General features: G+C 73.4%; 13 protein-coding genes. 2 read left to right on the top strand and 11 right to left on the bottom strand.

Annotated elements, in window-relative coordinates; genetic code table 11:
* Nucleotides 1-388: 388 nt before the first annotated feature.
* Nucleotides 389-1,396 carry a stage II sporulation protein M gene (locus AB0E05_RS33490; RefSeq protein ID WP_361970823.1) on the bottom strand — a complete coding sequence of 336 codons (1,008 nt, stop codon included), beginning with the start codon at nt 1,394-1,396 and terminating at the stop codon, nt 389-391.
* Nucleotides 1,397-1,525: 129 nt separating this feature from the next.
* On the opposite strand from AB0E05_RS33490, the gene AB0E05_RS33495 reads away from it, so the two are divergent.
* Nucleotides 1,526-2,449, top strand: a complete 924-nt coding sequence (locus tag AB0E05_RS33495) for an RDD family protein (protein ID WP_361970825.1) — start codon at nt 1,526-1,528, stop codon at nt 2,447-2,449.
* On the opposite strand, the gene AB0E05_RS33500 is transcribed toward AB0E05_RS33495, so the two are convergent.
* The 8 genes from AB0E05_RS33500 to AB0E05_RS33535 form a co-directional block, all read right to left on the bottom strand.
* The gene (locus tag AB0E05_RS33500) at nt 2,446-3,075 is read right to left on the bottom strand and encodes a hypothetical protein (RefSeq protein ID WP_361970827.1); all 630 of its coding nucleotides are present in this window, start codon (nt 3,073-3,075) and stop codon (nt 2,446-2,448) included. The two genes, AB0E05_RS33495 and AB0E05_RS33500, sit on opposite strands and share 4 nt — an antisense overlap.
* Before the next feature lie 187 nt (nt 3,076-3,262).
* Nucleotides 3,263-4,720: an adenosylhomocysteinase gene (gene ahcY, locus AB0E05_RS33505; protein ID WP_361970829.1), complete on the bottom strand. Its 1,458-nt coding sequence runs from the start codon at nt 4,718-4,720 to the stop codon at nt 3,263-3,265.
* Between the two features lie 306 nt (nt 4,721-5,026).
* Complete coding sequence (locus AB0E05_RS33510; protein WP_361970831.1) at nt 5,027-6,004, bottom strand: cation diffusion facilitator family transporter; 978 nt, start codon at nt 6,002-6,004, stop codon at nt 5,027-5,029.
* A gap of 198 nt (nt 6,005-6,202) precedes the next feature.
* Nucleotides 6,203-7,366, bottom strand: a complete 1,164-nt coding sequence (gene manA / locus AB0E05_RS33515) for a mannose-6-phosphate isomerase, class I (protein WP_361970833.1) — start codon at nt 7,364-7,366, stop codon at nt 6,203-6,205.
* Nucleotides 7,367-7,496: 130 nt separating this feature from the next.
* On the bottom strand, nt 7,497-8,636 hold the full coding sequence (locus AB0E05_RS33520; protein ID WP_361970835.1) for an SIS domain-containing protein: 1,140 nt from the start codon (nt 8,634-8,636) through the stop codon (nt 7,497-7,499).
* A gap of 129 nt (nt 8,637-8,765) precedes the next feature.
* Nucleotides 8,766-8,963 carry a Trm112 family protein gene (locus AB0E05_RS33525; protein WP_361970836.1) on the bottom strand — a complete coding sequence of 66 codons (198 nt, stop codon included), beginning with the start codon at nt 8,961-8,963 and terminating at the stop codon, nt 8,766-8,768.
* Nucleotides 8,964-9,276: 313 nt separating this feature from the next.
* Nucleotides 9,277-10,641 carry a phosphomannomutase/phosphoglucomutase gene (locus AB0E05_RS33530; protein ID WP_361970838.1) on the bottom strand — a complete coding sequence of 455 codons (1,365 nt, stop codon included), beginning with the start codon at nt 10,639-10,641 and terminating at the stop codon, nt 9,277-9,279.
* A gap of 66 nt (nt 10,642-10,707) precedes the next feature.
* Nucleotides 10,708-11,229, bottom strand: coding sequence for a metallopeptidase family protein (locus AB0E05_RS33535; RefSeq protein ID WP_361970840.1), 522 nt, complete (start codon nt 11,227-11,229; stop codon nt 10,708-10,710).
* 339 nt (nt 11,230-11,568) lie between these two features.
* Between AB0E05_RS33535 and AB0E05_RS33540 the strand changes: the two genes are divergently transcribed.
* Entirely contained in the window at nt 11,569-12,006 is a 438-nt protein-coding gene (locus AB0E05_RS33540) for a DUF3499 domain-containing protein (RefSeq protein ID WP_361970841.1), read from the top strand.
* Between the two features lie 16 nt (nt 12,007-12,022).
* On the opposite strand, the gene AB0E05_RS33545 is transcribed toward AB0E05_RS33540, so the two are convergent.
* Together AB0E05_RS33545 and AB0E05_RS33550 are read right to left on the bottom strand one after the other, a co-directional pair.
* Nucleotides 12,023-13,549, bottom strand: a complete 1,527-nt coding sequence (locus AB0E05_RS33545) for a DUF5719 family protein (protein ID WP_361970842.1) — start codon at nt 13,547-13,549, stop codon at nt 12,023-12,025.
* Nucleotides 13,546-17,070, bottom strand: a complete 3,525-nt coding sequence (locus AB0E05_RS33550) for a glycosyltransferase family 2 protein (RefSeq protein WP_361970843.1) — start codon at nt 17,068-17,070, stop codon at nt 13,546-13,548. The genes AB0E05_RS33545 and AB0E05_RS33550 overlap by 4 nt, the downstream gene beginning before the upstream one ends.
* Nucleotides 17,071-17,603: the final 533 nt, after the last annotated feature.

The following is a 17,603-nucleotide window of genomic DNA, read 5'->3' on the forward strand; positions in this document are numbered from 1 at the left end:
AAGGAACGGACGCTTCCTTCAAGTCCCTCTCAGGACCCTCCGGGCTTTTCCCTTCGGTCTTGCGTTTCCAACCTTACCAGATGTTTTCTCGTCCGTTTCCGGACTTCGATTTCCATCAGGTGGCCGATTGGATTGGCCTTTTGCCTTTCGGCTGATCCGACTTTATCAGAAGCTTTTGACTGATCTGATCAGTCATTTGCGATCCGGATAAGGAGTCGGTGGGCTCAGTGGAACGCGATGTCCCGACCAGAGCGAGAGAGATACTACCCGTTGCACTCGACGATGTCTCGTCCGGGGCAACCGTTAGAATCTACCTCCCCACACGATCCGTGTCAACGGTCTTGTGGTCCGGAGAGGACAGTAGCAGCTCCGAGGGGGTAGATGCACATCACGCCGCGGTGGGCAGCCGGGCACTCTGATCTGCGGTGTCCACGTCTCCGGCCTCGCCCGCGCGGGCCGCGCGGCCACCCAGGACGTAGACGTACGCGAGGAACGCCAGCTCGGCAGCGATGCCGATGGTGATGCGGGCCCAGGTCGGCAGGCCGGACGGGGTCACGAAGCCCTCGATCACTCCGGAGACGAAGAGGACGAGCGCGAGGCCGATGGCCATGCCGAGGGCGGCACGTCCTTGTTGCGCCAGGGCCACTCGGCGCGTCTGCGGGCCGGGGTCGATCACCGTCCAACCGAGGCGGAGGCCCGTCCCGGCTGCGACGAAGACCGCGGTCAGTTCGAGCAGGCCGTGCGGGAGGACCAGGCCGAGGAAGACGTCGAGGCGGCCGGCCGCGGACATCAGACCGATGCCGATGCCCAGGTTCACCATGTTGAGGAGGAGGATCCAGATCACCGGGATGCCGAGGAAGGCGCCCAGGGTGAGGCAGATGGCGGCTGCCTGCGCGTTGTTCGTCCAGACCTGGGCAGCGAAGGACGCGGCCGGATTGCTGGAGTAGTACGTCTCGTACTCGCCGCCCGGGCGGGTCATCTCGCGGAGGTCCTCGGGGGCGCCGATCGACGCCTGTACCTCGGGGTGGGTGCCGATCCACCAGCCGATGAGCGCGGCGACCAGGGTGGAGAGGACCGCCGCGGGTATCCACCAGTGGCGCGTTCGGTACACGGCCGCGGGGAATCCGGCGGTGAGGAAGTGGACCGCGTCGCGCCAGCTCGCGCGGCGGGTGCCGGTGACCGTGGCACGGGCGCGCGCGACGAGCTGGGTGAGCCGGCCGACCAGGGTGGGGTCCGGGGCGCTGGACTGAATCAGGGACAGGTGCGTGGAAGTGCGCTGGTAGAGAGCGACGAGTTCGTCGGCCTCGGCGCCGGTGAGGTGGCGGCCTCGGCGCAGGAGCTGGTCCAGGCGGTCCCACTCGGCGCGGTGGGCTGTCACGAAGACATCGAGGTCCATGTCGGCTGCTGCTCCAGGCACTGGGTGCGTACGTTCGTACTACTGCGACGCGCTTCGGGTCAGCTTGGCAGACTGTGAGCGCGTTGTACGGGGCAGGGCGATGGCGGGCGAGCAGGGGAGACGGCAGCGGTGAGTGCGCTTGTGACGGGGGACGCGGTCGTCCTGGGCTTGCAGCCGGCGAAGGTGCCGAGCCGTGCGCTGGCCGTGATCATCGACCTGGTCGTCGCGTGGTCCCTCTACTTGACGGTCGCCCTGGTGCTCCAGTTGCTCACCGCTTCCTTGGACGACGCCGCTTTCGCTGCGATTTCCGTCGCGTCCCTTCTGTTGTTGCTGGTGGGTGCGCCGATCGCGGTGGAGACGCTGTCCCGGGGGCGGTCGCTGGGGAAGCTGGCGTGCGGGCTGCGGGTGGTGCGGGACGACGGGGGGCCGATCCGGTTCCGGCACGCGCTGGTGCGCGGGGCCATGGGCTTCGTGGAGATCACGCTGACCTTCGGGGTCGTCGCGTGCATCGCGTCGTTGGTGTCGGCGCGGGGGCGGCGGCTCGGGGACGTGTTCGCGGGGACCTTGGTCGTACGGGAGCGCGTGGCGGCGACGCAGGGCGCGATGGTGCCGCCGCCTCCGCCGTGGCTCGTGGGGCGGTTCACCCAGCTCGATCTGTCGGGGGTGCCGGACGACCTGTGGTTGGCCGTACGGCAGTACCTGACGCGGATGGGACAGCTGGACCCGGCGGTGAGCTGGCCGATGGCCGAGCGGTTGGCCACGGAGCTCGTGGCGCGCACGGGGGCGCCGGCTCCCGCGGGGGTGCCGGCAGCTGCGTATCTGGCCGCCGTCGTGCACGAGCGGCAGACGCGGGACGCGCACCGGGCCTTCGGGGCGCAGGCGGTGCCGCCGGTGGTCGGGCCCCCCGTGGCGGGGGTGCCCCCGATGGTGCCGACGCCGACCGCCGTCCCTCCTCCTCCAGCGCCCGTTCCTCCCGCTGCCCCCGCGCCGGTCGACGGGCGGGACGACCGTGCGGCGGGACCGTCGTCGACGGGGTTCGCGCCGCCGGCCTAGCCCTGGGTGGGATCCGGGAAGACGGACGGTGGGGTCTCCAGGTCTTCGAGCTCGATGCCGGGGGCTGCGAGGACCACGTCCCCGGCGATGTGCACCGTGTGCTGCTCCCCCGTGTCGAGCGCGCTGACCTGGTATTCGTCCACCATCAAGGGGCCGTTGTCAGTGGCGTGCGCTTCACTTCTCAGCAGAGCCCAGGACTGATCGACGGTACGAGGGGCGAGGACGGGTTCCGTGAAGGCGACGAGGCGGACCCGGGTCGCCGGGGATCGGGGGATGAGACGCAGCAGACGTGCGGTGGCGACGAGGAAGGCCGGCGAGGTGCCGGTGAAGGCGTAGGCGCGGACGTTGCCTTCGGTGGCGTGGGTGCCCGTGGGGTCGGTGCGGACCCAGGTGACGCCGTCCAGGGCGGCGCCGCGGACCTGCCAGCTCGCGGCGTGGAGTTCGAGGCGCTGGGGGCGGCCGAGTTCGTCGATCGCGAGGTCGACGGAGCCTCGGTGCTCGCCGGAGGGAGCGGTGGTCTGGGAGACGTAGCGCCAGCCGGAGGGGCCGGGCGCGCAGTGGAAGTGTTCCTCACCGAGGGGGGTGTGATCGTGCGGATCGTGCAGCGAATATCGGCCGCGGGGCATGGGGGCGTCACAGTCCTTCTGCGGTGAGGTGCGCGCAGCGGTGCAGCTTGCTGCGTCGTGCAGCGTGGTGCGTCGGAGTCGGCTTCGGAGTCGGAGGGGGCGTACGGGGCAGGCCCCCGGCACGGGGGTGCGGGGGCCTGCTGAGCACTGCGTCGTACCGCGGCGCACGGGCGGCGCGGCCGATCGGTCAGTAGCGGTAGTGGTCCGGCTTGTACGGGCCCTCGACCTTGACGCCGATGTAGTCGGCCTGCTCCTGGCGGAGCGTGGTCAGCTTGACGCCGAGCGAGTCGAGGTGCAGGCGGGCGACCTTCTCGTCGAGGTGCTTGGGGAGCACGTAGACGTCGGTCGGGTACTCCTGCGGCTTGGTGAAGAGCTCGATCTGCGCCAGCGTCTGGTCCGCGAAGCTGTTGGACATCACGAAGGAGGGGTGGCCGGTCGCGTTGCCGAGGTTCAGCAGGCGGCCCTCGGACAGCACGATGATGACCTTGCCGTCGGGGAAGGTCCAGGTGTGGACCTGCGGCTTGACCTCGTCCTTGACGATGCCCGGGATCTTCGCGAGGCCGGCCATGTCGATCTCGTTGTCGAAGTGGCCGATGTTGCCGACGATGGCCTGGTGCTTCATCTTGGCCATGTCCGCGGCCATGATGATGTCCTTGTTGCCCGTGGTGGTGACGAAGATGTCGGCCAAGCCGACGACGTCGTCGAGGGTGGCGACCTGGTAGCCGTCCATCGCGGCCTGGAGGGCGCAGATGGGGTCGATCTCCGTGATGATCACGCGCGCGCCCTGGCCCCGGAGGGACTCGGCGCAGCCCTTGCCCACGTCGCCGTAGCCGCAGATGACCGCGACCTTGCCGCCGATCAGGACGTCGGTGGCGCGGTTGATGCCGTCGACGAGGGAGTGGCGGCAGCCGTACTTGTTGTCGAACTTCGACTTGGTGACGGCGTCGTTGACGTTGATCGCCGGGAAGAGGAGGTTGCCGTCGCGCTGCATCTCGTACAGGCGGTGGACACCGGTGGTGGTCTCCTCGGTGACGCCGCGGATCTCGGACGCCAGGCGGGTCCACTTCTGCGGGTCCTCGGTGAGGGTGCGGTTCAGCAGGGTGAGGATGTGGGCGAACTCCTCGCTGTCCGCGGTCGAGGGGTCGGGGGCCGCGCCGGCCTTCTCGAACTCGACGCCCTTGTGGACGAGGAGGGTGGCGTCACCACCGTCGTCCAGGATCATGTTCGGGCCGCCGGTGGGGGTGTTCGGCCAGGTCAGGGCCTGCTCGGTGCACCACCAGTACTCCTCCAGCGTCTCGCCCTTCCAGGCGAAGACGGGGACGCCCCTGGGGTCCTCGGGGGTGCCGTTCGGGCCGACGGCGATGGCCGCGGCGGCGTGGTCCTGGGTGGAGAAGATGTTGCACGAGGCCCAGCGGACCTCGGCGCCGAGGGCGACCAGGGTCTCGATGAGGACGGCGGTCTGCACCGTCATGTGCAGGGAGCCGGTGATGCGGGCGCCCGCGAGCGGCTGCTGCTCGGCGTACTCGTTGCGGATCGACATGAGGCCGGGCATCTCGTGCTCGGCGAGGGTGATCTCCTTGCGGCCGAAGTCGGCGAGGGAGATGTCGGCGACCTTGAAGTCCTGGTCGGAGGCGACAGTCGTCATCGGTGCTGCTCCTCAATGGTGGTCGAGGTGGGTACGGGGCTGGCTCTGCGACGGCAGGTGCACGGGCATGCGAATGCCCGACACCTCGCGCAGTGCAGTCCGTCGGAGGCCCTCTCTCCCTCGGCCGGACCGCAAGGGGCCGACCGACCGCCATCAGCAGCGACGTCTGACTCTCGCCCCGAATCTACACCGCCGGGCGCGGCGGGCCCCAGCCCTCATCAGGATTGTCCGGATGCGAACGCCCGCGCGGACGGGCTCGGGGACCGCCGCACGGGAGGTCCGACGGGAGGTCCGACGGACCTCGGGTCAGTGGGCAGGGGTGGAGCCGGGGCCGCCGGGTGACCTACCCGGGTTCGTGCCGGCCGCTGCCGCCGACGCGCTGTAGACGTCCGGTTCCAGATAGATCACGCGCGCGATGGGGCAGGCGGCGCGGATGCGGTCCTCGGCCGCGTTGATGGCGGCGGCGACCTGGGTGGCGGTGTTGTCGTGGCGCACCGCGATCTTGGCGGCGACGAGCAGTTCCTCCGGGCCGAGGTGGAGCGTCCGCATGTGGATGAGGCGGGTGACGGACGTGCCGTCGACGACGGCCTCCTCGATGGTGCGGAGGTCGGCGGCGCTGGCGGATTCGCCCAGCAGCAGGGACTTCGTCTCCACGGCGAGGACGAGCGCGATGAGGATCAGCAGGGTGCCGATGCAGAGGGTGCCGATGCCGTCCCAGACGCCGTCGCCGGTGGCGAGGGCGAGGCTGACGCCGGCGAGGGCCAGCACCAGGCCGATCAGCGCGCCGAGGTCTTCGAGGAGGACGACGGGGAGTTCGGGGGCCTTGGCGCGCCGGACGAACTCCTTCCAGGACTGGCTGCCGCGCAGGACGTTGGACTCCTTGATCGCGGTGCGGAAGGAGAACGTCTCGGCGACGATCGCGAAGAGGAGGACGCCGACGGGCCAGTACCAGGCTTCGATGGCGTGCGGGTGCTTGATCTTCTCGTAGCCCTCGTACAACGCGAACATGCCGCCGACGGAGAAGAGGACGATGGAGACGAGGAAGGCGTAGATGTAGCGCTCGCGGCCGTAGCCGAAGGGGTGCTCGGGGGTGGCCGCGCGGCGGGCGCGCTTGCCGCCGAGCAGGAGCAGTCCCTGGTTGCCGGAGTCGGCGAGCGAGTGGACGCTCTCGGCGAGCATCGAGGACGAGCCGCTGAAGAGGAACGCGACGAACTTGGCGACCGCGATGGCGAGGTTGGCGGCCAGCGCCGCCACGATCGCTTTGGTTCCGCCGGACGCGCTCATGGGTGGGTGTCCCTTCGGACGGTGTGCCGGTGCGCGCGAGCCGGTTCGACCCGATCCGGTCGGTACGGGCCACTCCATGGCGGTACGGGGCAGTTCGCAAGCGTCTCGGGCCCGGGGACGGGCCGTTCCGTCGGGCGGCGCTGCCGGCGTGGCTGCTGTCGGGGCGCCAGTCTGGCAGTTGAAACGGGGGTTTTCCGGTCAGATGGCGACCGTGGCGCGGAAGAGGGTCCCCGAGTCTCCGCTCGCGCCGGAGATTTCCACCATGTCGCCCGCCGGCACGAACACCGATTCGCCCTGCGCGAGCGTCAGTTCGCCCACGGTGACGCGGCCCGCGGTGCAGAGCAGGATCTGCGGCGCGTCGACGGTGACGTCGCACGGGGCCGCGTCGGCGGCGACGAGGTGGCGCGACAGCCGGAACTCGGGCGCCGGCGTGTCGTACACCTCCTCGCCGGTCGGGGACGCCTCCGGGCGCAGGACGGCCGGGTCGGTGGCCTCGAAGCGGACGACCTCCAGCAGCTCGGGCACGTCCACGTGCTTGGGGGTGAGCCCGCAGCGCAGGACGTTGTCGGAGTTGGCCATGATCTCGACGCCGAGGCCGTCGAGGTACGCGTGGGGGACGCCGGCGCCCAGGTAGAGGGCCTCGCCGGGCTGGAGCCGCACGTGGTTGAGCAGCATCGCGGCGATCACGCCGGGGTCGCCCGGGAAGTGGTGGGCGAGCTGCGCGTACGGGGCGTACGGGCCGCCGAGGCGGGTGGCGGCGGCAGCGGCCTCCGCGACGGTGTCCGCCACGGCTTCGCGCTCGGCCGTCAGGACGGCGGTGAGGACCTCGCGCAGGGCGGCGTCCTCGGGGTGGGCGTGCAGGACGTCGACGTACGGCTTGAGCGAGTCGACGCCGAGCCCGGCGATGAGGTCGGCGCTCGCGGCGGGGGTGCGGAAGCCGCACAGCCCGTCGAAGGGGGTGAGCGCGCAGATCAGTTCCGGCTTGTGGTTGGCGTCCTTGTAGTTGCGGTGGGGGGCGTCGACGGGGATGCCGGCGCGCTCCTCGGCGGCGTACCCCTCCCTGGCCCGGGCGAGGTCGGGGTGGACCTGGAGGGAGAGCGGTGCGCCGGCGGCGAGCAGCTTGAGGAGGAAGGGGAGGTGGGGGCCGTACGCGCCGACGACCCGGCCGCCGAGTTCCCGTACGGGGTCGGCGGCGATGACCGCGTCGAGCGGGCCGCGGTCCAGGTGGGAGGGGGCGCCGGGGTGGGCGCCCAGCCACAGCTCGGCCTGGGGTTCACCGGTGGGAGCGACGCCGAGCAGCGCGGGGATGGCAGTGGTGGAGCCCCAGGCGTACGGGCGGATGGGGTTGGTGAGGCGGTCCATCGGCGTGCGACTTCTTTCGGCTGTGGCTCGGGGCTCGGTGATGCGGGGTCGGTGGAGCGGTGCCTGCGCGGTGTGCGGCGGCGCGGTGTGCAGTGCAGTGCTGTGCTGTGGATACGTGTGGCTGCGCGGGTCAGGAGGGCGTCGCGGGGGTCGCGAGCGCGAGGTACACGGCCGCGAAGTCCGTCACCGCGAGCAGCTCCGCGAGCGACTCCAGGTCGGTGCCCTCCTCCGGCTCCAGCTCGCTGATCGGGGTGTCGTGGCCGAGGGCGAGTTCGCGGGCGGCGGGGGCGGCGGTCAGGCCGCCCGCCGGCCGGTCGCGCAGCAGGACCACGCGGGCGCGCAGCGCCTGCTGCTCCTCGACGCGGTCGCGGAAGAAGTCGTCCGGGTCGGCCCCGGCGGCGAGGTCGCCGACGAGGAGCACGCCGTGCGCGGGCAGGGCCTCGGGCAGTTCGGCGGCGAGCGCGGGGCGGCCGGCGAGTTCGGCGAGCACGGCGGCGAAGCGGCGGCCCGTCGGGGCCGCGCCGGGGCCTTCGGTCCAGATCAGCGGGAGGCTGTCGGAGAGTTCGGCGGCGAGCGTCTTGGCGGGGTTGCTGTACGTCGCGATCGCGGGGCCGCAGCGTTCGGCGGCGCGGTCGAGGCGGTCGGCGACGCCCGCGAGCGCCTCGGGGGACGCTTCGAGGAGGCCGACGCGGTCGAGGAGCGCGAGGAGCGGGGTGAACAGGGCCCACAGGGCGCCGGGGCCGCCGGCGGCCTGGGACTCCTCGTACAGCTCGTACGGCGCCGTGGCCATCGGGACGACGAGGCCGTGCCGGCCGTCCACGCCCTCGGAGACCGGGGAGCGGCGGGGGGCGACGGCGACGACGGTGCAGCCGCGGCGGTACGCCTGCTCGGCGAGGAGTTCGAGGCCGGGCTCGGTGCCGTCCGTGGTGACGACCAGGAGGAGGTCGAGGGAGCCCGCCCAGCCGGGGAGGGCCCAGCGCAGGGCGCCGGGGGCGGGGGCGACGCCGGTGGGGTGCAGGCGGATCACCGGGGCGCCGGCGCCGGCGAGTGCGCCGACGAGGTCGGCGGCGCCGTTGGCGGCGGTGCCGGAGCCGGCGACGAGGACGGCGCGGGGGCGACCCTCGGGGGAAAGCTCGGCGATGCCGGCTTCGGCGGCGTGCCGGGCGGCGGTCCGCACCCGGGCGCCCGCCTCGGCGGCGCCCCTCAGCAGTCCTCTGCGGTCGGCACGGGCGAGGGCTTCCGGGTCGTCGAGAAGTGACTCGTCGAGCATGGGGGCGTGGCCTCCGATCGCCGGTTCGGTTGTCGGTCGCGGGCGGCGGGTGGGGTGTGCCGGAGGGGTGGGCCGGGGTGGGTGCGGCCCGTGCGCCTGGTGGGCGTCGTACGCCCGGTGCGCCTGGCGTCAGGCCGGGCGGCGGGCCTCGTCGACGAGGAGTACGGCGATGCCGTCGCGGACGGGGTACGCCAGGCCGCAGTCCGCACCGGTGCAGACCAGCTCGGAACCGGCGGCGTCCTGGGCCTGCGGGGTCTCCTCCTCGCGCAGGGCGCTGTGGCAGGCCGGGCAGGCGAGGATGTCGAGGAGTCCGGCTTCGAGCGCCATGGTGCGCGTCCCTTCGGGGTGGGCGGTGGGGGTGCCCGGGGCCGGGTGGCCGCGGGGTGGGCCGGGCGGCCTGCCTGGTTCGGCCTGCTGCCCGGCCCGGGCGACGTCAGCGTACCGCTGAGGGGTGGAGGGCGGCGCGCTCTGGGGTGGGCGGGGCGGGTGGGTTGTGCGGGGGTGGGTGTGACTCGCGCAGTTCCCCGCGCTTCCTTTTTGCACATCCGCCACTGCCCTGCGGGAGCGCTGGCCGCTGCGGGGCGGTGGGGCGCTTGTCGCGTAGCTCCGCCCCTGCGACCGCGCCCCTGCCCCTCGGCGCCTAACCCCGTACGAGAGCCAGGACCTCGTCGCGGACGCGTGCGAGGTCTTCGGGGGTCTTGGCTTCGACGTTGAGGCGGAGGAGGGGTTCGGTGTTGGAGGGGCGGAGGTTGAACCACCAGGTGGGGGTGGTCACGGTGAGGCCGTCCAGGGTGTCGATCGTCGTGTCGGGGCGGGACTCGAAGGACGCACGGACCTTCTCCGTCGTCGCCGTCTGGTCGGCGACCGTCGAGTTGATCTCGCCGGAGCCCCGGTAGCGGTCGTACTGGGCGACGAGTTCCGACAGCGGGCCCGGCTGGCCGCCGAGGGCCGCGAGGACGTGGAGGGCCGCGAGCATGCCGGTGTCCGCGTTCCAGAAGTCGCGGAAGTAGTAGTGCGCGGAGTGCTCGCCGCCGAAGATCGCGCCGGTGCTGGCCATCTCCTGCTTGATGAAGGAGTGGCCGACGCGGGTGCGCACGGGGGTCCCGCCGTGCTCGCGGACGACCTCGGGGACGGACCACGACGTGATCAGGTTGTGGATCACGGTGCCGCCGGGGTGCTTGCCGAGTTCGCGCGCCGCGACCAGCGCGGTGATCGCGGACGGGGACACGCCCTCGCCCCGCTCGTCCACCACGAAGCAGCGGTCCGCGTCGCCGTCGAAGGCGAGGCCGATGTCCGCGCCCTCGGCCCGTACGCGCTCCTGGAGGTCCACGACGTTCGCCGGGTCCAGGGGGTTGGCCTCGTGGTTGGGGAAGGTGCCGTCGAGTTCGAAGTACATCGGTACGAGGGTGATCGGCAGCGACTCGAAGACCGTCGGGACGGTGTGGCCGCCCATGCCGTTGCCCGCGTCGACGACGACCTTCAGCGGGCGCATGTCGGCGAGGTCGACCAGCGACAACAGGTGCGCCGCGTACTCGGAGAGGGTGTCGCGCTCGGTGATCGCGCCCCGGGTGGCGGCCGGTTCGGGCGCGCCATCGACGGACCAGGTCTCGACGAGTTCCCGGATGTCGGTGAGGCCGGTGTCCTGGCCCACGGGCGCGGCACCCGCGCGGCACATCTTGATGCCGTTGTACTGCGCGGGGTTGTGGGACGCGGTGAACATCGCGCCGGGCAGGCCGAGGTGGCCGGAGGCGAAGTACAACTGGTCGGTGGAGCACAGCCCGATCAGGGTGACGTCCGCGCCGCGGGCCGCCGCGCCGCGCGCGAACGCGCCCGAGAGCCCCGGCGACGACGGCCGCATGTCGTGCCCGACGACGATCGCGTCGGCGCCCGTCACCCGGACGAACGCCGCGCCGAAGAGCTCGGCGAGCTCCTCGTCCCACTGGTCCGGCACGACGCCGCGGACGTCGTACGCCTTCACGAGCTGAGACAGATCAGCAGCAGCCACGGGGCAGCCTTCCCTCAAGTCTGTGTGGTCCAAGTCAGTGTGGTCGCGCCAAATTATCCGGGTACGTCAGTCCTGGCCGTAGCGCGGGTCCACCGATTCGGGCGCGAGGCCGAGAAGTTCCGCCACTTGCTCCACGACGACCTCGTGGACCAGCAGCGCCCGCTCGTCGCGGTTCTTGGTGCGGATCTCCACGGGGCGCCGGTAGATGACGATCCGCGCGGGCCGGCCGCGCTCGGCGGGGACCGCGTCGCCGAGCGGCACGGTCTCCTCGGGCACGCCCGGCACGTCCAGTACGAGGAAGTCCACGTCGGCCAGTTGCGGAAGGCGGCGTTCCAGGCGTTCCACGGAGTCGCGCACCAGGTCGCGGAAGGTCTCGGCCCGGCTGAGCGCGAGCGGGACCTGGGGCGGGGCGATCGGGCCGCGCATCCCGCGGCCGTGGCGGTCCCTGCGCCGTGGACGCGGCTCGGTGGTTCCCGGGCCGGGGCCCTGGGTCGGGGGCGTACCGCCGCCCGGCGACGTGCCGGGCTCGGTCCGCGCCGGCTCCCCTGCCGGACGCTCGCCGGGGCCCGGCGGTACGGAGCTGTCCATCACTCACGCAGGGTAGCTCTCCGCGGGGTGCGGCAGCCGCATCCGCCACCATGCGAGCCGCACCGGGCCGGCCTGGCGGCCGAACTCGCCCCCCGACCTGCCTCCGACTGCGTTCCGCACGACGCCGTGTCGTCAATTGACCGTTCCGGCGGCGCTTCACGACGCTTGTGTGTCGTCCGGCGATCGTCGGGCGCTGCGCGACTGACCTGATTCACGTCACGTCATGACCGGTTCACCAACCGTCACGTCCCTTGCGTCGAGCCCTTCATCGCAGGTCAGTACGGCCCTCCCGGACCCGTACGAAACCCCGTCCGCACGACGACACGGTGGGGTGACCTGGTGGAGAGTCGTCGCAGCCCGTTCAAGAGTGCGGTACCGTCCAACGTCGTGAGCCCTGTACGTCGATGTTCGCGCACCGCGTGCGGCCGTCCTGCCGTGGCGACATTGACGTACGTCTATGCCGATTCGACCGCGGTCCTCGGCCCGCTCGCCACCTATGCGGAGCCCCACTGCTACGACCTGTGCGCCGAGCACAGCGAGCGGCTGACCGCGCCGCGCGGCTGGGAGGTCGTACGGCTGACGGACGGGTCGGCGCCGACCAGGCCCAGCGGTGACGACCTCGAAGCGCTCGCCAACGCCGTACGGGAAGCGGCCCGCCCCGCGCAGGGGCGCGTCGTCGCCGAAGGGCAGGGCGGGCGGCGCACGGCGGATCCGATGGAGGTCGCGCGCCGCGGGCACCTGAGGGTGCTGCGTTCGCCCGACTCCCAGGACCGCTGACTGCCCCGACGGGCTCTCAGTCGTCCAGTACTGACAGGTCCCGTTCCACTTCGGGCACCGCGACCGTGCTCCGGTCGTCCCTCAGCGTCTGGACCGTGAACATCTGCACGCCGCCGCGCGGCAGCGCGAGCGTGCGTGCCGCGTGGACCGGGCCGCCGGAGACCGTCTCGACGGTCAGGCCGTACGAGCCGGTCAGCCCTGCCGGCGCGGGCGGGGCGAACGAGAGCGTGGTGCCGGCCTTCACGGTGTAGGTGGCGACGGTCGGTTCGCCGCCCCCGGTGCCCGTCGAAGCGGTGACCCTGACCTTGCCGGTCGCGGTGGGTGCGGTCAGCGCGAGGGTGGTGCCCTGGGCGCGGTTGTCGGCGACGCTGGCGCGGTCGCCGACGGGCTCCGCGGCGGGGATGAAGGCGACTTCCTGCGCGGCCTTGGTGCCGCGGACCACCCGCAGGGCGGCGACGACGGGGGTGGCGAGGTCCTTGTGGGCGGGGGTGAGGAGCAGGGAGCCCGGTTCGCCCTTGGTGACGTCCGCCAGGTCCACGGTGGTCGTCATGCCCGACTTGACCCGTACGGTCTCGTGGCCGGCGGGGACGAGACTGCCGCCGGGGGCGGCGAGTTGGACCTTGAGTTCGGCGTCGGCCTCGCCGGGGGCGAAGAGGACCAGGCGCACCGAGGTGGCGTCGGCGGGGATGCCGGGCAGGACGGCGGTGGCGGAGGGGTCGGCGGAGGCGGCGAGCCAGTCGCTGCCGACGGCGTCCTCGGCGGTGCGCACGACGGCGCCGACCCGGCCGGAGCGGGTCGTGACGCGGACGGTCAGGTCCGGCAGCGCCTCGGTCGTCAGGGTGGAGAGCAGGACGGGCGCGCTGCCGCGGGCGGGGACGGAGAGGCCGTCGGTGAGGGTGGTCTTGAGCTGGCCGTCCTTGCCGTACAGCTCGATGTCGACGACGGAGTGGGTGTCGTCGGGGTTGGTGAGGTGGACGTAGTCGCGGCGGCCCTCGGCGGTGGAGGCGCCGGGGAACCACGCTTCGGTGTCGGGGCCGGTGCAGGCCGTGCCGAGCAGGCCGCGGGCGTCGCCGGCGGTGACCGCGGTGGTCGCTTGCGCCGTCCAGCCGGGGGCGAGGTGGCCGTCGGCCTGGCCGACGAGGGCGGGGGCGTCGCTGCCGTTGACGGTCGCCGCGGCGGGCTTGCCGGGGGCGGTGAGCGAGAGCACCGGCTTGCCGGTGCCGCCGTCGGGCTTCTTGGTGGTTTCGGTTGCGGTGGCGACCAGTTGGACGGTGCCCGGGCGCAGCTCCGCGGTGCCCTTGGCGGCTTGCGTCGAGTGCGGCGGGCCGCTGGGCTTCGGCGTGAAGGAGGTGTACGTGGTCTCGGCGACCTCGGCGTTGCTGGGCGCGGGGCACAGCAGGTTCGACCGCTCGACCGGGAGACGGGGGGTGAGCTTGGTCTCCACTGTGGTCACGGGGGTGCCCGGGGCGGTGACGGCGGCGAGCGCGGTGACGGCGCCGAGCGCGGCCACGGCGGCGAGCAGGGAGGTGGTCGTGGGCTTCACTCGGACTCGCCTCGGGTGACGTCGGTGGTGCGGTGGTCGTAGGAGCTGCGCGGGGTCGGGTCGTACGGCTGCTCGTACGACGGGGGCGGGTCGTACGGCGCGGGGCGCTCGCCGTAGGCGGGGGCCGGGTCCTCGTACGACGGCTGGTGCGGGAGGTGGCCGGGGGGTGCCGGGGTGGGCTGGGGTCGCGGGCGTTCGCGCCGGTGCGACCTGCGACCCCCGGTCGTTCCGGTGGCCTCGGGCGCGTCGGCGGGGCCGGGTTGGGTCGGTACGCCGCCGGTGCGGGCGCCGGCGAAGGGGGCGGCGTCCGTCGTCTCCGGCAGGTCGTCGTCCTTCTCGCCGCGCCTGCCGGGCAGCGTCAGCACCACGAGGACCAGCACAAGGAAGCCCTGGGTCCAGAGCCAGACGGTGTGCGGGGCGCCCTGGTCGTAGGAGAGTTCCAGCCGGCCGCCCTCGGCGGGGAGTTCGAAGCCCTGGGCCCAGCCGTCGACGGTCTTCTTCGGCAGGGTGCGGCCGTTCAGGGTGGCGCGCCAGCCGTCGTCGGCGCGGTCGGCGACGCGCAGGACGCGGCCGTTCGCCCCGTCCGGGACGGTGGTGCTGGCCGTGACCGGGCCGGATCCGACGGGCAGCGGGTCGTCCTTGCCGCTGACGATCGTCACCCGGGCCACCTGGCGGTCCACCTGCCACAGGGCGCTGCCGTCGAGTTGGCTCAGCCGGCTGAGTCCGGGGGTCGCGTCGAGGACGCGGGCGGTCTGCCGGGGCGCGCCGTCGCGGACGAGGACGTAACGAATCGCGAAGCCGCTCAGCTCGGCGGTCTGGTCGGCGCCGGAGCCGGCGACGAGTCGGGAGACGACCCGGTCGAGCCCGGGGTCGCGGTCCGCGGCGGCGGCGAGTTCGGCGTCCCCGAGGCGGGCGCCGGAGCCGCGGACGAGGGCGTACGGGACGCGGGCGGCGCTGGTGCCGCCGATGACGAGGGTGCGCGGCTGGTCCCGGGTGATGCTCTCCTCGGCGACGAACGCGGGCACCTGGACCGGGTCGCGCCGCTCCAGCGGGCCGGCGGCGCCGCTGAGCATCCAGCCGATGGCGAGGTGCGCGGGGGCGAGGGCGGCGACGCCGGCGACGAGGACGGCGACGGGCTGGCGCCAGCCGAAGTCGCGGGTGGAGACGCGGGTGCGGCCCAGTTCGGCGCCGAGGAGGGCGGCGGCGATCAGCGCGAGGGCGTACACGAGGGTCGCGGGGCCGGCCCACGAGCCGCCGTCGGACCCGGCGTTCGTGACGGCGGCGAAGACGAAGCCGGTCAGGGCGGTCGCCCAGGCCGTGCGGATGGCGAGTCGGCGCTCGTCGCGCAGCAGGGCGGCGAGCGCGGCGGCGATGACGCCGAGCAGCAGGACCGTGCCGGCGGCCTTCGGGCCGCCGGGGCTGAAGGTCAGCAGGTCGAAGCCGGAGGCGCGGCCTCCGCCGATGTCGAGCCCGGCCTCGTCGAAGAAGCGGGACGGTGATGTCAGCAGCGTCAGCGACCAGGGCGCGAGGACGACCAGCGGGGTGGCGAGGACGGCGAGGAAGCGCAGCCCGGCCGCGACGGGGTCGGCACGGCGCACCACGAGCCCGCCGACGCCGAGGACGAGGGCGAACAGCCAGACGACGGGCGTGAACGCGGTGGCGAGGGTGAGCAGCAGGGCGTACGTCCACACGGCGCGCCAACTGCCCCTGGTCGGGCCGCCGGTCGTGAAGCCGTGCGCGGCGACCGCGGCGCGCGCGATCAGCGGCAGCAGCACGGCGAGGACGGCGGTGCCGAGGCGGCCGGCGGCGAGGGCGCCCGTCACGGCCGGCAGGAAGGCGTAGGTGACGCTGCCCCAGGCGCGCAGCAGCCGGGACGTCACGAGGGGGCGGGAGGCGACGTACGCGCTGAGTCCGGCGAGCGGCACGGAGCACACCAGCAGCACGGTGAGCGCGAGGCCGGTGGAGCCGAGGAAGACCGCGGCGATCCCGGCGAGGACGCCGAGGTACGGCGGGGCGGTCTGAGTGCCTCCGGTGCCGAGCGGGTGCCACTGGTCGGCGTACCTGCCCCACAGCTCGGACACGTCGCCGGGCGCGGGCAGCAGGGCGCCGCCGGCGAGGGCGCCGGAGGAGAACAGTGCACGGCAGGCGACGAGGGAGACCAGGAGCAGGACGGCGAAGAGCGCGGGCGCGGGGCGGCGGGCGAGCTTCCTCAGCCGGGCGAACTGTTCGACCTCCAGATAGTCCGCGTCTTCGCCGCCGGGGCCGGACTCGACGGCGCCGCCGCCGGCGCTCTGGCGGGAGCGGGAGCCGGTGCCACCGCTGCCCCGGCCACCGCCGAAGTAGCCGGCGGCGCGCTCGAAGGTGACGCGGACGGTGGCCCAGGCGGGCGGGAAGAGCGGGCGCAGTTCGCGGGTGTCGACGCGGCGGGCCTTCTTGCGGCGGGCGCGGCCGGCGATGATGCGCCCGGGGCGCAGCAGGGCGCCGCTCAGGCCGGTGATCTCGTCGACGGCGTGCCGCGGGGCCTTGCCGACGAGGTAGGCGAGGGCGCGCAGCAGGGTGCCGAGCAGGATGCGCAGCAGGACGAACGGGAGCAGCGCGGCACGGGCGTTGGTGAGCAGGGCGTACACGGCGCCCGCCTTGTCGACGCGGTGCGGGCTGGCGGAGGTGCGGCCCGCGCAGTCCACGGTGCGGCGCTCGCGGGCCGCGGCCTCGGCGTGGTGCAGGACCGCTTCGGGCGCCACGAGGACGCGGTGGCCGGCGGCGTGCGCGCGCCAGCACAGGTCGACGTCGTCGCGCATCAGGGGCAGTCGGCGGTCGAAGCCGCCGAGTTCCCGGAAGACGTCCCGGCGCACGAGCATGCCGGCCGAGGAGACCGAGAGCACCGGCCTGACCTGGTCGTGCTGGCCCTGGTCCTGCTCGCGGCGGTCCAGGCCGGTCCAGCGGCGGCCGCTGTTGGCGATCGAGACGCCCGTTTCGAGGAGTTGCTTGCGGTCGTACCAGCCGCGGAGCTTGGGGCCGACGATCACCGTGTGGTCGTCGGCGTCGACGACGCGCAGCAGTTCGGCGAGGGCCGCGGGTTCGGGGGCGCTGTCGTCGTGGAGCAGCCACAGCCACTGCACCGGTTCGCCGTACGGCAACTCCGGCATGTCGTACGCCTCGTCCTGCCAGGTCCGGGTGACCGGGTCCCACCCGCTGGGCCGCTTCAGATACGGCAGGTCGTCGGGGGTGAGGACGGCGGCGGTGCGGGCGGCCTCCTCGACGGCGGCGCCGAAGCCGGTGCGGCGCGCGAGGTGCAGGACGCGTTCCGCGCCGAGCGCTTCGGCGAGCAGCGTGGCGGACTCGTCGGCGCTGCCGGTGTCGGCGGCGATGACGTTCTGCACCGGGCGGGCCTGCGCGAGGAGGCCGGTGAGGGTGTGCGGGAGCCAGCGTGCGCCGTCGTGGGAGACGACGACGGCGGTGACGACGTGCCGGGGGAATTCCTGCGGGTGGGAGGTCGTGAACGCGGCGGTGGTGGCGGACATCGGGTTGGGGCCCTCCGGCCAGGGATCGCCCGGGAGGGGCGCTTCAGCGTCTGGGACGGGGCCACACGATATCGGTAGGCGGGAGGGGTGTGGTGCGGGTTGTGTGACGGTGCGGGAGGTGTGGGGCGGGGTGGGGGGTGCGGGTTGCTTGCGGCGCGCGCTGCGCGGGGCGCGGGCGCTTGACGCTCGGGTTGCCCGTTGCGTACGGGTCCCGGGGTCGCGGGGTGCCCGCGGGTGCGGGTTCGGGTGCTTGGTGCGCGGGTACGGTCGCTCGGTGCGCGGGCTCTCGTGGCGTGCGGGCACCGGGGGCCCTCCGGGCTCACCTCCTCGCGGTCGGCGGCATCCGGGTCACACGCGCCGGCAAGGTCGCTCGGCCGCCGATCCGCTGCGGGGGCGACCCTGCACGCCCCCTCCCAGCAGACAGACCGAAGGCCCGGGCCATCCCGACGTACAGGCCGGTTGCGCGGTGCGCGGGCTGCCGCGACGTACGGGCCGAAGGCGCGGGTCAGCGGCGTACGGGCACGGGGGCCGGG

Origin of the sequence: Streptomyces sp. NPDC048057, from assembly GCF_040653095.1 — a bacterium.
GTDB lineage: Bacteria > Actinomycetota > Actinomycetes > Streptomycetales > Streptomycetaceae > Streptomyces.

Excerpts from the sequence above, each read along its gene's own strand:
- AB0E05_RS33490 (WP_361970823.1), bottom strand. The coding sequence starts at position 1,396 with ATGGACCTCGATGTCTTCGTGACAGCCCACCGCGCCGAGTGGGACCGC.
- manA (WP_361970833.1), bottom strand. The coding sequence starts at position 7,366 with ATGGACCGCCTCACCAACCCCATCCGCCCGTACGCCTGGGGCTCCACC.
- AB0E05_RS33550 (WP_361970843.1), bottom strand. The coding sequence starts at position 17,070 with ATGTCCGCCACCACCGCCGCGTTCACGACCTCCCACCCGCAGGAATTC.
- AB0E05_RS33525 (WP_361970836.1), bottom strand. The coding sequence starts at position 8,963 with ATGGCGCTCGAAGCCGGACTCCTCGACATCCTCGCCTGCCCGGCCTGC.
- AB0E05_RS33520 (WP_361970835.1), bottom strand. The coding sequence starts at position 8,636 with ATGCTCGACGAGTCACTTCTCGACGACCCGGAAGCCCTCGCCCGTGCC.
- ahcY (WP_361970829.1), bottom strand. The coding sequence starts at position 4,720 with ATGACGACTGTCGCCTCCGACCAGGACTTCAAGGTCGCCGACATCTCC.
- AB0E05_RS33535 (WP_361970840.1), bottom strand. The coding sequence starts at position 11,229 with ATGGACAGCTCCGTACCGCCGGGCCCCGGCGAGCGTCCGGCAGGGGAG.
- AB0E05_RS33500 (WP_361970827.1), bottom strand. The coding sequence starts at position 3,075 with ATGCCCCGCGGCCGATATTCGCTGCACGATCCGCACGATCACACCCCC.
- AB0E05_RS33510 (WP_361970831.1), bottom strand. The coding sequence starts at position 6,004 with ATGAGCGCGTCCGGCGGAACCAAAGCGATCGTGGCGGCGCTGGCCGCC.